At 71.9% G+C, this 15889-nt stretch carries 14 protein-coding genes; 7 read left to right on the forward strand and 7 right to left on the reverse strand.

What is annotated here, in order from left to right; all coding sequences use genetic code 11:
* Positions 1-286: 286 nt before the first annotated feature.
* Both scy and mce read right to left on the reverse strand, forming a co-directional pair.
* The gene (gene scy / locus GTY67_RS24690) at positions 287-4177 is read right to left on the reverse strand and encodes a polarized growth protein Scy (protein WP_161280326.1); all 3891 of its coding nucleotides are present in this window, start codon (positions 4175-4177) and stop codon (positions 287-289) included.
* A 201-nt stretch (positions 4178-4378) separates the two neighbouring features.
* Positions 4379-4807, reverse strand: coding sequence for a methylmalonyl-CoA epimerase (mce, locus tag GTY67_RS24695; protein ID WP_161280327.1), 429 nt, complete (start codon positions 4805-4807; stop codon positions 4379-4381).
* 145 nt (positions 4808-4952) lie between these two features.
* Here mce and GTY67_RS24700 point away from each other — a divergent pair, with 145 nt between their 5' ends.
* Positions 4953-6158, forward strand: a complete 1206-nt coding sequence (locus GTY67_RS24700; protein WP_093693154.1) for an acetyl-CoA C-acetyltransferase — start codon at positions 4953-4955, stop codon at positions 6156-6158.
* A 34-nt stretch (positions 6159-6192) separates the two neighbouring features.
* Positions 6193-7161, forward strand: a complete 969-nt coding sequence (gene meaB / locus GTY67_RS24705) for a methylmalonyl Co-A mutase-associated GTPase MeaB (RefSeq protein ID WP_343238762.1) — start codon at positions 6193-6195, stop codon at positions 7159-7161.
* A 71-nt stretch (positions 7162-7232) separates the two neighbouring features.
* Here the strand turns inward: meaB and GTY67_RS24710 are convergent, their stop codons facing one another.
* On the reverse strand, positions 7233-7904 hold the full coding sequence (locus GTY67_RS24710) for a PepSY domain-containing protein (protein ID WP_161280329.1): 672 nt from the start codon (positions 7902-7904) through the stop codon (positions 7233-7235).
* A 129-nt stretch (positions 7905-8033) separates the two neighbouring features.
* On the opposite strand from GTY67_RS24710, the gene GTY67_RS24715 reads away from it, so the two are divergent.
* Both GTY67_RS24715 and GTY67_RS24720 read left to right on the forward strand, forming a co-directional pair.
* Positions 8034-8696, forward strand: coding sequence for a response regulator transcription factor (locus tag GTY67_RS24715; protein WP_161280330.1), 663 nt, complete (start codon positions 8034-8036; stop codon positions 8694-8696).
* Positions 8693-10165 carry a HAMP domain-containing sensor histidine kinase gene (locus GTY67_RS24720; RefSeq protein WP_161280331.1) on the forward strand — a complete coding sequence of 491 codons (1473 nt, stop codon included), beginning with the start codon at positions 8693-8695 and terminating at the stop codon, positions 10163-10165. The genes GTY67_RS24715 and GTY67_RS24720 overlap by 4 nt, the downstream gene beginning before the upstream one ends.
* Positions 10166-10334: 169 nt before the next feature.
* Here GTY67_RS24720 and GTY67_RS24725 read toward each other — a convergent pair whose 3' ends face one another.
* From GTY67_RS24725 to GTY67_RS24740, 4 genes are all read right to left on the reverse strand, one after another.
* Positions 10335-10811 (reverse strand): MarR family transcriptional regulator, encoded by a 477-nt coding sequence (locus GTY67_RS24725; protein ID WP_161280332.1) that lies wholly within the window; start codon positions 10809-10811, stop codon positions 10335-10337.
* Between the two features lie 149 nt (positions 10812-10960).
* Positions 10961-11713 carry an AIM24 family protein gene (locus GTY67_RS24730; RefSeq protein WP_093693117.1) on the reverse strand — a complete coding sequence of 251 codons (753 nt, stop codon included), beginning with the start codon at positions 11711-11713 and terminating at the stop codon, positions 10961-10963.
* A complete protein-coding gene (locus tag GTY67_RS24735) occupies positions 11710-12360 on the reverse strand; it encodes an AIM24 family protein (protein WP_093693118.1) in 651 nt (216 codons plus the stop codon). The genes GTY67_RS24730 and GTY67_RS24735 overlap by 4 nt, the downstream gene beginning before the upstream one ends.
* Positions 12360-12992, reverse strand: a complete 633-nt coding sequence (locus tag GTY67_RS24740) for an AIM24 family protein (RefSeq protein WP_093693119.1) — start codon at positions 12990-12992, stop codon at positions 12360-12362. The genes GTY67_RS24735 and GTY67_RS24740 overlap by 1 nt, the downstream gene beginning before the upstream one ends.
* Before the next feature lie 233 nt (positions 12993-13225).
* Between GTY67_RS24740 and GTY67_RS24745 the strand changes: the two genes are divergently transcribed.
* The 3 genes from GTY67_RS24745 to GTY67_RS24755 all read left to right on the forward strand — a co-directional run bounded on the left by GTY67_RS24745 (position 13226) and on the right by GTY67_RS24755 (position 15888).
* Entirely contained in the window at positions 13226-13576 is a 351-nt protein-coding gene (locus GTY67_RS24745) for a DUF3817 domain-containing protein (RefSeq protein WP_093693120.1), read from the forward strand.
* Positions 13573-13866 (forward strand): MTH1187 family thiamine-binding protein, encoded by a 294-nt coding sequence (locus GTY67_RS24750; protein WP_018492224.1) that lies wholly within the window; start codon positions 13573-13575, stop codon positions 13864-13866. Before GTY67_RS24745 ends, GTY67_RS24750 begins: the two co-directional genes overlap by 4 nt.
* Positions 13867-14040: 174 nt before the next feature.
* Complete coding sequence (locus GTY67_RS24755) at positions 14041-15888, forward strand: cellulose synthase catalytic subunit (protein ID WP_343238763.1); 1848 nt, start codon at positions 14041-14043, stop codon at positions 15886-15888.
* Position 15889 lies beyond the last annotated feature (1 nt).

Genomic DNA, 15889 nt, shown 5'->3' on the forward strand with positions numbered 1-15889 from the left:
GACCGGTGAGGTGATAGGGGAATCCTAGGGGCCATAGCGGCGTGTCAGCGTGCAGATGTCGGTTTGATCTGGAGAATGACACCCCTTTTGAGTGGCTGACCCCCGGAGTGCTTGCCACTCGAAGGGTTGAATGTCCATGACGAAGCACGCGCCCCCGTACGCCTGCCGCCTCCGGACGTCTTCGGTTTTCTCCCCCGTACGTCTGCTGCTCGCGCCCCCGTACGTCCCCCGCGCTCTCCCCCGTAAGCCTCCAGTTGCCCCCGTGCGCTGCCCCCGTGGGCGGCCGTCACCTCCCCGACGACTTGCCCCCCGAGCGGGTGCCCGCCGCCGCGGGGGCCTTGCCGCCGCCCGCCGTTCCGTCCGCCGGTTTCCCGCCGCCGGGAGTCTCGAAAGACTCCAACGCCTCCAGCACGTCCTGGACACGGGAGATCTCCGTATTGATGTCCTCGCGCCTGCGCACCAGGACATCCAGCTCGCGCTTGCCCTCGGCGACCGTCTTCTCCGCCTCGGCCGCCGCGTCGGCCCGCAGCTTCTCCGCCTCGCGGATCAGCCCGGCCTTCTTGGTCTCGGCCTCCTTCAGCAGCGACTCGGCCCGTTTCACCGCGGCGATCCGGACCTTGCTCGCCTCCGAATTGGCCTCCGCCAGCAGCTCCTTGGCCTTCGCCTCGGCCTCGTCGCGCTGCTCGGTCGCCGCCTTGATCAGGTTGTCGACGCGCTCGCCCGCGGTCTTCATCTGCTCGGACGTCTCCCGGCGGGCCCGCTCGTGGAGCTCCTCGATCTCGCTCTCCAGCCGGGCCCGCAACTCCTCGGCCCGCTCGCGGATCTGGGTCGCGTCGCGCCGGGCGCCGACCAGCAGCTCGTCGGCGTCGGTGCGGGCGCGCTCCACCAGGGTGTTGCCCTCGACCGTGGCCTCCGAGGTGATCCGCTCGGCCTCCTTGCGGGCCGCGCCGACCATCGTGTCGGCCTGCGTCTCCGCCTCGGTGGCCGTACGCAGCGCCTCCTCGCGGGCCTTGTTGATGAGCTGGTCCGCCTGCTCCGCCGCGTCCGCCCGCCGCTTGGCCGCGGCCTCGCGCGCCTCGTCCAGCACCCGGTCCGCCTCCCGGCGGGCCTCGGACCGCAGCTCCTCGGCCGCCGACTCCGCCTCGGCGCGCAGCCGTTCGGCCTCCTCGCGGGTGCGGGCGGCGTGCTCCTGCGCGGAGCCGAGCCGCTCGGCCGCCTCCGTACGCAGCCGCTCGGCCTCCTCGCCAGCCTCGGCCAGCAGCCGGTCGGCCTGCTCGTTCGCCTCCTTGCGGCGCCGGTTGGCCTCCGTCGTGGCCTCCACGACGAGCTGCTCGGACGCCTGGGCGGCCTCGGTGCGGATGCGCTCGCTCTCGGTCGTCGACTCGCCGATGAGCCGGTCCGACTGGGCCGCCGCCTCCGAACGGATCCGGTTGGCGTCCTGCCGGGCCTCGGCACGGGCCTTCGACGCGTCCTGCTCGGCCGAGGCGAGGGCGTTCGACGCCTCCGTACGCACCCGCTGGCTGTACTCCGAGGTGTCCGCGCGCAGCCGCTCCGACTCGGTGATCGCCTCGGAGACCGTCCGCTCGGCCAGCGCCTTGGCGGCCTCGGTCTCGTCGTGGGCCTCCTGCCGGAGCCGGGCCGCCTCCTCGTTGGCCTCCTGGCGCAGGCGTACGGCGTCCTCGGAAGCACGCTCACGCTCGGCGTGCGCGTCGGCGCGGACCCGGTCCGCCTCCTCCTGCGCCTCGGTACGGGTGCGCTCCGCGACATGCTCCGCCGTCGACCGCAGCCCGGCGATCTCCTCCTCGGCCTGCTCCTGCAAGCCGGAGACGGAGTCCCGCACCTGCTGGGCGGTCTGCTCGGCCGCCGAGACCAGCTCGGTCGCCCGGGCGTCCGCCTCCTCGACCAGCCGCTGCGCCTCGGCCTGCGCCTCCTCCACCCGCTTGCGGGCGGAGGCCAGCAGCTCCTCGCTCTGCTCCCGGGCCCGCTCGCGCTCCTGGCCCGCTTCCGTACGGGCGGCACCAAGGATCTCCTCGGCCTCCCGGCGACGGCGTGAGGCCTCCTCCTGGGCGGCCTCCAGCGCCTCGGCGGCCTCGGCCCCGACCCGCTCGGCGGCGGCCGCGGCCTCGGCCCGCACCCGGTCGGCGGTCTCCTGCGCCTCGGTCTTCAGCCGCTCGGCCTCGGCGGCGGCCTCGCTCCGCAGCCGTACGGCGATGTTCTCGCCCTCGGCACGCGACTGCGAGGCGTCCGCCGCGGCCTCGTCACGGAGCCGCTCGGCCTCCGCCTCGGCCTGCTCGGTCAGCGTACGGACGCGCTCGGCGGCCTCGGCGCGCTGCCGCTCGGCCTCCTCGTTCGTCTCGCGGCGGATCCGCTCCGCCTCCGTACGCGCCTCGCCCAGCGCCTCCTCGGCGGCGGCGAGCCGGGTCTCGGCCTCGGTGTGCAGCCGGTTCAGCTCGTCGGCGGCCTCGGCCTGCCGGGCGGCGACCGCGCGCTCGGTCTCCTCGCGCAGCTCGGCGGCCGCCCGCTCGGCCTCGGCGGTGGTGGCCTCGGCCTGCTCCTCGGCCTCGGACCGCAGCTTCTCGGCCTCGGCGCGGGTGCGCTCCAGCGTCTCCTCGGCCTGCTTGCGCAGGGCGGCCGCGCGCTCGGCGGCCTCGGCGCGGATGCGCTCGCTCTCGCCGCTCGCCTTGGTGCGCAGCTCGTCGGCGTCGGAGCGCGCCTTGGTCAGCAGCTCCTCCGCCGTACGCGCGCCCTCCTCCAGCTGCTGGACCGCCTCGCGGCGGGCCTCGCTCCGGATGCGCTCGCCCTCGGCGACCGCCTCGGAGCGCAGCTGCTCGGCCTCGCCGCGGAGCCGGCGGGCCTCCTCCTGGAGCTCGACCGTCTTGGCCCGGTACTCCTTGGTGTCGTCCTTGGCCGCGCCCTTGAGCTCATCGGCCTGCTCGGCGGCCTCGCCGCGCAGCCGGTCCGCCTCGGCCTCCGCCTCGCGGCGGATCCGCTCGGCCTCCTCGCTCGCGGCCTTCCGCGTCGACTGCGCGTCCTCGGATGCCTTGGTGAGGACCTCCTCGGCGGAGCGGGCGGCCTTGGCGAGCTGGGCGGCGGCGTCCTCGGCGGCTGCCGTACGGGCCTTCTCGGCGGCCTCCGCGACCAGCCGCTCGGCCTCGGCACGGGCGTCGGCGAGCGCCTGCTCGGCCTCCTCCTTGAGCGCCTCGGCGCTCTTGGTGGCCTCGCCGACCAGCCGGGCGATCTCCGACTTGGCCGTACGGGTGCGCTGCTCGTTCTGCGACTCGGAGGCGGCCAGCTTCTTGGCGGCCGCGTCCTTCGCCTCGGCGAGGACCTTCTCGGCCTCAAGACGGGATTCGCGCAGCCGGGTCTCGGCCTCCTGGAGCCGCTGCTCGGCGGCCCGGTTCAGCTCGGCCGTCTGCTGGCGGGCCTGCGAGGTCTCCGCGGTGGTGCTGGAGCGCAGCTGCTCGGCGTGGCTGGTGGCCTCCTGGGCCTGCGCGGAGGCGGCGCCCAGCATGCGCTCGGCGTCCTTGCGGGCGCGCAGCAGGATCGCCTCGGCCTCGGCCCGGGCCGCCTCGGCCTCGGCGCCGACGCGCTGGCGGGTCTCCTGCGCCAGCCGCTCGGTCTCGGCCCGGGCGGCGGCGAGCGCCTGCTCGGCCTCGGCGCGGGACTCGTCCAGCAGCCGGCGGGCCTGCGACTCGGTGCGGGCCCGCAGCTGTTCGGCCCAGGCGACGTTCTCGTTGACGTGCGACTCGACGGTCTGCCGGCGCTCGGCCAGCTCCTGGTCGAGTTGCTGCCTGCGCTGGACGGCCTCGTTGTGCAACTCCGCCTGGAGGCGCGCCTGGTGCTCGGCGTGCTCCTGGAGGATGCGCTGCGTCTGGGCCCGGGCCTCACGCAGCTCGCGCTCGGCGTCGCTGCGCAGCTGCTCGGCCTGGATCTGCGCGTTCCGCAGCAGCTGTTCGGCCTGGTAGCCCATGTCCGCGCTGTCGTAGGCGGGACGGGTCGCCAGACTGCGCCGCGCCTCGTGCAGCTTGGCGCGCAAGACCTCGACCTGGTAACCGAGGTCCTCGGCGTGCTGGACGGCCTTCTCCCGGTCGGTCTTCAGCCGGTCCATCTCGGCTTCGAACCGCGAGAGATGGTCGTCTTCAGCTCGGTGGCTCTCCTGGCTTTCGTAGCCCCGCACTGCGCGGTCCCATCCTTCCCCGAGCTCTCAACTCTTCGAGCAGGGGAGACCCCAACCCTGGTCGTAACTCTGCACACGAGGACGGCTCGCCGACGAGCTGTCCTCGGGGAATGGTGACAGACAAACGACGAGGACGCGGTACGGCCCCGACCCGGCCCCGGCCCGGAACCACCCACTCTACCGGGCCGGGTATGCGCCGGGTCAGTGCTCCGGGTCGCTCGTGACCAGTTCGGTGAGGACGCCGTGGCAGTCCTTGGGGTGCAGGAAGGTGATCCGGGACCCCATCGAACCCGTCCTGGGCTCGTCGTACAGCACCCGGACGCCCTTTTCGCGGATGTCCGCGGCGTCCCCGTCCACATCCGCCGTACCGAAGGCGATGTGGTGGACGCCCTCCCCGTTCTTCGCCAGCCACTTGCCGACGGCCGAGTCCTCCCGGGTCGGCTCCAGCAGCTGGAGGTACGAAGCCCCGCCGTCCGAGGCCTCGTTGATCTTGAGCATGGCCTCCCGGACGCCCTGCTCCTCGTTGATCTCGCTGTGGAACACCTCGAATCCGTACGTGGCACGGTAGAACTCCACCGTCTTGTCCAGGTCGAAACAGGCGATCCCGATGTGGTCGATGCGCGTCAGCATGGATTCAGCATGGCTTCGCTCCACCGCTCCCGCCACGGTTACGCAACGTGCGCGCCGTCACACCGGCTGCCGGATGACGGGCGCGGTACCGCTCAGTACATTCAGGTAAACCCTCGTTCACATCCGATCCCAAGGGGCCGTGCCCATGCCAGCAACGACCGGTACCACCACCTCAGTGATCGTCGCGGGCGCCCGGACGCCCATGGGCCGTCTCCTCGGCTCCCTGAAGAGCTTCTCCGCGGCCGACCTCGGCGGCGTCGCGATCAAGGCGGCCCTGGACCGGGCCGGCATCGGCGGCGACCAGGTCCAGTACGTGATCATGGGCCAGGTGCTCCAGGCCGGCGCGGGCCAGATCCCCGCCCGCCAGGCCGCCGTCAAGGCCGGCATCCCGATGAACGTGCCTGCCCTCACGATCAACAAGGTGTGCCTCTCCGGACTGGACGCCATCGCCCTGGCCGACCAGCTCATCCGCGCCGGTGAGTTCGACGTGGTGGTCGCGGGCGGCCAGGAGTCCATGACCAACGCCCCGCACCTGCTCCCCAAGTCCCGCGAGGGTTACAAGTACGGCGCGATCGAGATGCTGGACTCGATGGCGTACGACGGTCTCACCGACGCGTACGAGAACATCCCCATGGGCGAGTCCACCGAGAAGCACAACAGCCGCCTCGGCCTCGACCGCACCGCCCAGGACGAGATCGGCGCCCTCTCCCACCAGCGGGCCGCCGCCGCCCAGAAGAACGGTGTCTTCGAGGCCGAGATCACCCCGGTCGAGATCCCGCAGCGCAAGGGCGAGCCGGTGATCTTCGCCAAGGACGAGGGCATCCGCCCCGAGACCACGGTCGAGTCGCTCGGCAAGCTGCGCCCCGCCTTCGCCAAGGACGGCACGATCACCGCGGGCACCTCCTCGCAGATCTCCGACGGGGCCGCCGCGGTGGTCGTCATGAGCAAGGCCAAGGCGCAGGAGCTGGGCCTGGACTGGATCGCCGAGATCGGCGCCCACGGAAACGTCGCGGGCCCCGACAACTCCCTCCAGTCGCAGCCCTCGAACGCGATCCGGCACGCCCTGAAGAAGGACGGCCTGACCGTCGATGACCTCGACCTGATCGAGATCAACGAGGCGTTCGCCGCCGTCGCCGTCCAGTCCATGAAGGACCTCGGCGTCAGCTCGGACAAGGTCAACGTCAACGGCGGCGCCATCGCGCTGGGCCACCCCATCGGCATGTCCGGCGCCCGGGTCGTCCTGCACCTGGCCCTGGAGCTGAAGCGGCGCGGCGGCGGCACGGGCGCCGCGGCGCTGTGCGGCGGCGGCGGCCAGGGCGACGCGTTGATCATCCGCGTCCCGGGCAAGTAACACCGTACGTAGACGAGGCAAGGCGAACGGAGCGGTGAACGTGGACGTGGACGTCCCCACGCTGGTCGAGCAGGCGCGAGCAGGCAGGCCGCGTGCGGTGGCCCGGCTGATCTCGCTGGTGGAGGGGGCGTCCCCGCAGCTGCGCGAGGTGATGGCGGCACTGGCCCCGCTGGCGGGTCATGCGTACGTCGTCGGGCTGACGGGCTCGCCGGGCGTCGGCAAGTCCACCTCCACCTCGGCCCTGGTCTCCGCCTACCGCCGGGCGGGAAAGCGGGTCGGCGTCCTGGCCGTCGACCCGTCCTCCCCGTTCTCCGGCGGCGCCCTGCTGGGCGACCGGGTCCGGATGTCGGACCACGCCTCCGACCCCGGCGTCTACATCCGCTCCATGGCCACCCGGGGCCACCTGGGCGGCCTCGCCTGGTCGGCCCCGCAGGCGATCCGCGTCCTGGACGCGGCGGGCTGCGACGTGGTCCTGGTCGAGACGGTCGGCGTCGGCCAGTCCGAGGTGGAGATCGCCTCCCAGGCCGACACCTCCGTGGTCCTGCTCGCCCCCGGCATGGGCGACGGCATCCAGGCGGCCAAGGCCGGAATCCTGGAGATCGGCGACGTCTACGTGGTCAACAAGGCCGACCGCGACGGCGCCGACGCCACGGCCCGCGAGCTGAACCACATGCTGGGCCTGGGCGAATCCCGTGCCCCCGGCGCCTGGCGCCCCCCGATCGTGAAGACGGTCGCGGCCCGGAACGAGGGCATCGACGAGGTCGTGGAGGCCCTGGAGAAGCACCGGGCCTGGATGGAGGAGCACGGAGTCCTGGCCGAACGCCGCACGGCCCGCGCCTCCCACGAGGTCGAGACGATCGCGGTCACCGCCCTGCGCGAACGCATCGCGGACCTACGAGGCGACCGCCGCCTGCACGCCCTGGCGGAACGCATCGTGGCGGGCGACCTGGACCCGTACGCGGCGGCGGACGAGCTGGTGGCGGGGGTGACGGGGGGCTCCTGAACATACGTCGACGCCGAACGGCCCCGTACCGCAGCTGCGGTACGGGGCCGTCCCCGGGGTCGCGCGGTATGTCAGTCGTCGTCCCGGTCGTCCCCACGGTCGTCGCGGTCGTCGTCACCGTCGTCGTCCCGGTCCACCGTGACCTTGCCGGTCTTCGCGTCGACCTTCAGTTCGTGGTGCTTGCCGTCCTTGCCGGTGATGTCGACGTCCCAGCGCAGGACGTTGCCCCGGCGGCCGTTGTCGTCGTCGTCATCGTCGTCGTCCAGGTCGATCGAGGTGATGCTGCCCGGTGCGGTCCTCAGGGCCGCGTCCGCCGCCTGCTTCAGGGTGACCGTGGACGAGCGGGGCGCGTGGCGGTCGCGGTCGTCGTTGTCGTCGTCGGTGCGGGACTTCAGGACCTTGCCGGTCGCCGCGTCCACCTTCACGTCGTGCCAGGTCTTGTCGGAGCCGTAGACGTCCAGCTCCCAGACCCTGTCGTCGTCCAGCTCGGCCTCCGTCACCGTGCCCGGGGCGCTCTTCAGGGCCGCCGCGACGGCCTGGTCCAGGGTGATGCCGGTGGCCTTGGCGGTGTCCGTACGGACGTCGTCGCGGTCGTCCGAGCGCTCCGTGCCCGCCGTCGGCTGCTGCACCGACGTGCCGGTCCGGCGGTCGCCGTCGTCGTCCGCGAAGGCGACGGTGGCCGCGGCGGTGCCGCCGATGAGAACGGCCGCGGTGATCGCCGCGATGGTGGCGTTGCGCTTCATGAGGTTCCTCCCCGAAGGTCGATGAGTGCTGCTGTGCTGTTCGACGGGTTCCACACTGCCGACCTGTTGCTGAACGCAGCCTGAAGCCACCTGAAGGCGTCTTCAGGTGGGGTTTGCGAGGCTGTGCGCATGCGCCTGTTGATCGTGGAGGACGAGAAGCGTCTCGCGGTGTCCCTCGCCCGGGGACTCACCGCCGAGGGCTTCGCCGTGGATGTCGCGCACGACGGGCTGGAGGGGCTCCACCGCGCGAGCGAGGGCGGCTACGACCTGGTCGTCCTCGACATCATGCTGCCCGGCATGAACGGCTACCGGGTCTGCGGTGCCCTGCGCGCCGCCGGGCACGAGGTGCCGATCCTCATGCTGACCGCCAAGGACGGCGAGTACGACGAGGCCGAGGGGCTGGACACCGGCGCCGACGACTACCTGACCAAGCCCTTCAGCTACGTCGTCCTCGTCGCCCGGGTGCGCGCCCTGCTGCGTCGGCGCGGCGGCGGCACCGCCGCGCCCGTCCTGACCGTCGGCACCCTCCGTATCGACACCGCCGCCCGCCGCGTCCACCGGGGCGAGGACGAATACGCCCTCACCGCCAAGGAGTTCGCGGTCCTCGAACAGCTCGCCCTGCGCGCCGGGCAGGTGGTCAGCAAGGCCGAGATCCTGGAGCACGTCTGGGACTTCGCCTACGACGGCGACCCGAACATCGTCGAGGTCTACATCTCCACCCTGCGCCGCAAGTTGGGCGCCGCCACCATCCGTACGGTGCGCGGCGCCGGCTACCGGCTGGAGGCGGGATGAGGTCCGTCCGGGCCAGGGCCGCCATCGGCGCCACCCTGGTCGTCGCCGTCGCCCTGGTCGCCGCCGGGCTCGCCGTGCTCCTCGTCCTGCGGGCCAACCTGATCGACCAGGCGGACCTCCAGGCGGAGGTGGCCGCCCGCGAGGTGGCCGGGCAGCTGGCCCTGGACACGCCGTACGCGGACCTCGACCTGGACGACGAGGAGGACCACCCGGTCCAGGTGACCGACGAGGAGGGGCGGGTGGTGTTCGTCTCCAAGGGGCTGCGCGCCATCTCGGGGACCGGTTCGGCGGGCGTCAGGCCCGTACCCTCGGCCTCCGTCGGCGCCACCCCGTCCCCCGGTGACGACGACGACGGCGATGACGACGATGACGGGGGCGACGACAGCGGGCGGCCCGGGCGCGGCGAGGTCTCCTCCGACGACCCGGACTTCTCCGACGGCACCGCCACCGTGGACGGCAGGGCGGCCGACTACCGCTTCGCCGCCGTCGAGGCGACCACCCCCGCCGGGCTCACCCTGACCGTGTACGCGGGCGCCCCGCTCGCCGCCGAGCAGGAGGCGGTGGGCACCGTACGCGGGGCCATGCTGACCGGGCTGCCGCTGCTGCTGGCCGTCGTCGCCGCCGTGACCTGGCTGGTGACCCGGCGTGCGCTGCGGCCCGTCGAGGGCATCCGCCGCGAGATGGCCGCGATCACCGCCTCCGAGGACCTGGCCCGCCGCGTCCCGGAGCCCGACTCACGCGACGAGATCGCCCGCCTCGCCCGCACGACCAACGAGACGCTCACCGTCCTGGAGGCGTCCGTGGAGCGGCAGCGGAGGTTCGTCGCGGACGCCTCGCACGAGCTGCGCTCCCCGATCGCCTCGCTCCGCACCCAGCTGGAGGTGGCCGAGGCCCACCCGGAGCTGCTGGACCTCCCGGGCGCGGTCGCCGACACCGTACGCCTCCAGGTGCTGGCGGCGGATCTGCTGCTGCTGGCCCGGCTGGACGCGGGGGAGAAGCCCGGGGCCGCCCGCCTTGAGGTGGGGGCGCTCGTGCGCGAGGAGGTGTCCCAGCGGGCCGGGGACCGGATCCCGGTGACGGTGGAGGTGGCCGAGGGTGCGGCGTACGAGGTGAACGGGTCGCGCGGGCAGCTGGTCCGGGTGGTCGGCAACCTGCTGGACAACGCGCAGCGGCACGCCGAGGGGTTCGTGGCGGTGTCGGTGGCGGCCGACGCCGGTGGTGGCGTGCGCGTCGAGGTCCGTGACGACGGGGCGGGGGTGCCTGAGGGGGAGCGGGAGCGGATCTTCGAGCGGTTCGTCCGGCTGGACGACGCCCGCAGCCGCGACGACGGCGGCGCGGGTCTGGGCCTCGCCATCGCCCGCGACGTGGCCGCGCGCCACGGCGGAACCCTCACGGTCCACCAGGCCCCGGAGGGCGGCGCGGCATTCCGGCTCCGGCTGCCCCGCGCGGGCGGAACGGGAGTCGCTTGAACGACCCTCCGGCTGCCCCGCGCGGCGTGAAAGGGGCCGGGCACGAAAGGCCCCGCGCGGGCTGAGCCCGGGCCGCCTGAACGCCGCCTCCGCGCCGCCCGGGAACAAGCCGTCGATGCCCGAAGGGGCGCCGGGAAGACCCGGCGCCCCTTCGGAGACGTAACCACCCCTACGGCTTCCCCCGCCGCCCCCGCAGATGCTCCGCGATCGGCGTCAGCGCCGCGTGCAGCTGCGCCAGCGCCTCCGGCGACAGCAGGTCCATGAAGTGGTTGCGCACCGACTCCACATGGTGCGGGGCGACCTTGCGCATGGTCTCGGCGCCCTGCTCGGTGAGGACCGCGTACAGCCCTCGCCGGTCCGACTCGCAGTGGGTGCGGCGGACCAGGCCCGCCGTCTCCATCCGGGTGATCTGGTGCGAGAGCCGGCTCTTGGACTGCAGGGTCGCGGCGGCGAGGTCGCTCATCCGCATCCGCTGCTCGTCCGACTCGGAGAGGTTGACCAGGATCTCGTAGTCGTTCATGGTCAGGCCGAACGGCTGGAGGTCCTTCTCCAGCTGGTGCATCAGCAGCCTGCTGACGTCCAGGTGGGTGCGCCAGGCGCACTGCTCCGTGTCGCTCAGCCAGCGGGTGGCCGTCTCGGTCTCCATATATCGATTCTACCTAAGATGTTGAAAGCCGGACGAAATTAAGGGGTGTGACGGCAGGCACCCCGGAGCCGCCGGAGTGCTGGCGGGGCGGCATGCAAGGACCGGCGGCTGGGCGCAGACGTTCGACGTCACACTCCGCAGCCTACCGCTCACAAGCCGAAGCGACGCTGGAGGTCCCCCAGCTGGCCGGGCATGCGCGGTGCGGAACCGCCGCCCGGAACGCCCGGTTCACCCGGAACCGCGCCCGTCGACTGCTCCGCCATCAGTGCCTCGCTGGACTGGAGCAGCACCGTGCCTGCCCCCACGAACTCGAACTGGTGCTCCTCGCCCGACGTGCCGCCGATGCCCGTCAGTGACCGGATTCCGCCCATCACGCCCGTCATGTACCCGTGGTCGTAGTGGTGGCACGGCGAGGGGCAGTCGGCCCAGCCCACCAGCGCCTGCGGGTCGACCCGCAGCGGCGGCTCCATGAAGACCACGGGCCCGTTCGAGGCGGCGACGAACTTCCCCGTACCGATCAGCGTCACGAACCCGGGCACGATCGACTGCTTCAGTGCGAGCGACGGGTCGAACGCCAGCAGGTTCCCCGAGCGGATCGTCAGATTGCCGTCGTCCAGGTCGAAGGAGTTGACGTCGAAGGCCCGGTCCGCCAGCAGCATCTTCCCGCTGCCCTCGGCCACCACCCAGTCGCTGGCGTGCAGCGGCGAGTGGAAGCTGGAGCGCACCAGCCGGTCGAACCGGCCGTGCCCGATGCCGTCGAAGTCGATCTGCCCGTAGTAGGCGATCATCTTCCCCTTCTGGAGGAACCACCGGCTCCCCTTGAGCTCCACGCAGAAGGTGTAGGAGTTGACGTTGTCGTCCGACGGCAGCGTCATCGGATCGAAGATCACGGGCGTGCTCACAGCTTCTCCTCCGAGGCCTGGACGTACACCGCGCCGCTCCCGCTCAGCTCCAGCTGGAACGCCTCGCCGGAGCCGCGTCCCACCATGTCCCGCCAGCCGACGGCGGTGGAGAGCTTGTTGCGGACCTCGCCGTGGTGGGCGACATACGCCTGCGGGTCGACATGGATGTCCCGGCCCGGGGTGATCGGCAGTTCGATCACCCCGCCGTGCGCCATCACCGCGACCGCGCCGTGCCCCTTGAGCGTGGTGGTGAACAGGCCCTGGCCGGTCACCTGGCCGCGCACCATGCCCATCACCCCGCCCTGCGAGCCCATGAACATCGTGCCCTGCTGGAGGGAGCCGTCGAAGGCGAGGAGGCGGTCGGCCTCCACGTACAGGGTGTCGCCGGCCAGGTTGATCACCTGGATGTGGTGGCCGCCGTGGCCGAACATCACCGTGCCCGAGCCCTCGACCGTCATCAGCGGCGTCGCCTCGCCCGTCACCCGGCGGCCGATCATCGAGGCGAAACCGCCCTGGCCGCCCTGGATGTTCGGGGTGAAGGAGACCTCACCCCGGTAGGCGAGCATCGCGCCGCGCTGGCTGAACAGCTTCTGGCCCGGGACCACCGCGGCCTCGATCATCTTGGAGTTGATCTCGCGGAACGGCATCAGACATCGCCTCCGAGGGTGTTGCGCTCGCTCGGCTGTACGTAGACCAGGCCGTCGCCCTCGAACCGCATCTGGAACGCCTCGCCCGAGCCCTCACCGATCAGGGTCCGGAAGTTGACCCCGCTCTGGAGCTGCTGGCGCAGATTTCCCTGGTGGGCGATGTACGCGCCGGGGTCGACCATCAGCGGATACTGCGGGGTCACCCGCAGCACGACCGCCTCGCCGTCCGACATGATCGCCGCCTGCCCGGTGCCCTCCACCGTGGTGGTGAACAGCCCGTTGCCGCTCGCCCCGCCGCGCAGCCCGGTGAACGTCGTCCCCGTGCGCAGCCCGGTGCCGGTGGCCAGCAGATTGCTCGCCTCCACGTACAGCTTGTCGCCGTGGAGCGTGACCAGGTTGATCTCGCTCGCCCGGTCGGCGAAGTAGCAGGTTCCCTGCCCGGAGACCTCCATCACGGCCATCTGTTCGCCGGTCAGCCGGCGGGTCACCATCCCGCGGATCCCCTCACCGCCGCCGGTCATCTTCTTGAAGGTCATCCGGCCGTCGTACGCGACCATCGAGCCGTTCTTCGCCTTGACGGCATCGCCCGTCAGATCGACGGCGAGCGTCTTGCTGCCTTGGAGTCGGAACATCGCCACGCGATGAAGGTAGCCGCCCGCCCCGCGCTCCGGCCAGGTCCTACGGAACCGTTACGCCCCTGATGCTCCCCTGATGCGTACCCGGACCGGCCCTGATATGCGGCGATACGCGCGCCCGCGGCGAGGGTGGCCCCCGGCGCCGGGAGCGGGGCGTCGCGATGCCACAATGGGGGCGGCTTGTGCCCGCGTTCACAAGCCCACGCGACCCTCCCACCGAAGGTGCCCCTGTGGACATCAAGACCGCTTCCGCCCTGCACCGGCTGCGCCTCATCTCGATTCCCGAGGCGCTGTCCTTCCCGGCCCTGATCCTCTTCGGCTCGGTCCTCAGCCGGATCTCGGACATCGACTTCCTGATGATGCCGCTCGGCATGATCCACGGCATCCTCTTCGTGATCTACGCCGTGTTCCTCCTCGACGTCTGGATGAAGGCGAAGTGGCCGCTCAAGCGCGTCGCCCTCTTCTTCGTCCTGTCGCTCATCCCCTTCGGCGGGCTCTACGGCGACAAGCGGCTCAAGCAGTACGAGGCCGACGGCATCATCGCCGCCCGCGCCCGCCGCGAGGGCACGGTCAGCGCATGATCGTCGCCTTCTCCGTGTCCCCGCTCGGTGTCGGTGAGGACGTCGGCGAGTACGTCGCCGACGCCGTCCGGGTCGTCCGCGAGTCCGGGCTGCCCAACCGGACCGACGCCATGTTCACCTCCGTCGAGGGGGAGTGGGACGAGGTCATGGACGTCGTCAAGCGCGCCGTCGCCGCCGTCGAGGCCCGCGCGGGACGCGTCTCCCTGGTACTGAAGGCCGACATCCGGCCCGGGGTCACCGACGGTCTGACCTCCAAGGTCGAGACGGTGGAGCGCTACCTCGCCCCCTGACGTCCCGTCGGCCCTCCGGCCGCCCCGCGTTCACCCGATGAGCCCCCGGCGCCACACGGCCGGGGGCTTTTCCGGTCCCGGATCGAAAACCCCTCACTCGGACCTGCCAAGTCGACACGCCGTTGCCTGTCCCCTTCTGTGGGGATATCAACCCGTTCGACAGTGGGAGGCACGGTGCGGTCGGAGGGCTACGACTACGACACCTACAGCCGGCTCGCGGGTCCGCTCACCGAGCCGGACCCCGAGGGATACCGAGTCAGGTACCGATCCCTGCTCTCGAGCGAGAAGCACCGAATAAGGGCCGTCCTCCTGATGACGCTCGCCCCGGTGCTGACCGCCATCCTGATGCTCTACCTGGTCTGGCCCTCGCACTGGACCGAGCGGGAGAACGGGGAGCGGTGGCTCGTCGTCGCCGACACCGTGATGCTGGTCTCGATCGGCCTGATCGGGCTCTTCATGCTGGTCAACGTCGTCTCCATCGCGCACGCGACGATGGTCGCCCGGGACCCCGTACCCGTGACGCCCGAGCCGGGCACCCGGGTCGCCTTCCTCACCACGTACGTCCCCGGCAAGGAACCGCTCTCCATGGTGCGCGCCACCCTCAAGGGCGCCGTACGCATGACGCATCCCGGTCCGCTGGACATCTGGCTCCTCGACGAGGGCGACGACCCGGCCGCCCGGATGCTCTGCGCGGAGCTGGGGGTGCACCACTTCACCCGGCGCGGGGTGCCCGAGTGGAACCGTAGGAAGGGCGTCCACAAGGCGAAGACGAAGCACGGCAACTACAACGCGTGGATCGCCCTGCACGGCGACGACTACGACTTCTTCGCCTCCGTCGACACCGACCACGTCCCGATGCCCAACTTCCTGGAGCGGATGCTGGGCTACTTCCGGGACCCGGACGTCGCCTTCGTCGTCGGACCGCAGGTCTACGGGAACTACGACTCGGCCGTCACCAAGGCCGCCGAGTCGCAGCAGTTCCTCTTCCACGCGCTGATCCAGCGAGCGGGCAACCGCTACGGCGCCCCGATGTTCGTCGGCACCAACAACGTGGTCCGCGTCGCCGCCGTACGCCAGGTCGGCGGCCTCTACGACTCCATCACCGAGGACATGGCGACCGGCTTCGAGATCCACCGCCGCCGCAACCCCCTCACCGGGCGCTTCTGGCGCTCCGTCTACACGCCCGACGTGCTGGCCGTCGGTGAGGGGCCCGCCTCCTGGACGGACTTCTTCACCCAGCAGCTGCGCTGGTCGCGGGGGACGTACGAGACGCTGTTCAAGCAGTACGGCAAGGCGCTGTTCCGGGTGCCGCCCGGCCGGCTCCTCAGCTACACCCTGATGCTCGTCTACTACCCGATGACGGCCGTCAACTGGCTGCTCGGCGTGCTGAGCTGTGTGCTCTTCCTCTGGTTCGGGGCCTCCGGCACCCAGGTCGCCGCCTCCATCTGGCTGATGCTCTACAGCGACGCGGCGGCCCTCCAGATCGGGCTCTACCTCTGGAACCGGCGCCACAACGTCTCCCCGCACGAGCCCGAGGGCTCCGGCGGCCTCGCCGGGATGGCCATGTCCGCGCTCTCCGCGCCGATCTACCTCAAGTCGCTCGGCTCGGCGGTCCTGCGCACGGACGGCCGGTTCGTCGTCACGCCCAAGGGCGGCCAGGTCTCCCCGGACCGGCTGCTCACCTTCCGTATCCATCTGGCCTGGGCCGCGGTCCTGTTCTCCTCGCTCGCCGCCTCGGTCTACCTGGACCACACCCATGTCGCGATGCGGACCTGGGCGACGCTGGGCCTGGCGATATCCCTGTCCCCGGTCGCGGTGTGGGCCTGGACCCAGTGGCAGGACCGGCGCGAGAAGGCACGCAACGCCGTCCCCGCTCCCGCGCCTGCTCCCGCACCCGCCCCCGTACAGCAGGCGCTGCCCGAGCCGACGTACCTGACCACCACCACGACGACCACCAGCGCCCCGGCGACCAGCAGCGCGAGTGCCGGTACCACCGCCACCACCACCGCAGGAGGGAACTGAC

The organism is Streptomyces sp. SID8374 (assembly GCF_009865135.1).
Taxonomy (GTDB): domain Bacteria; phylum Actinomycetota; class Actinomycetes; order Streptomycetales; family Streptomycetaceae; genus Streptomyces.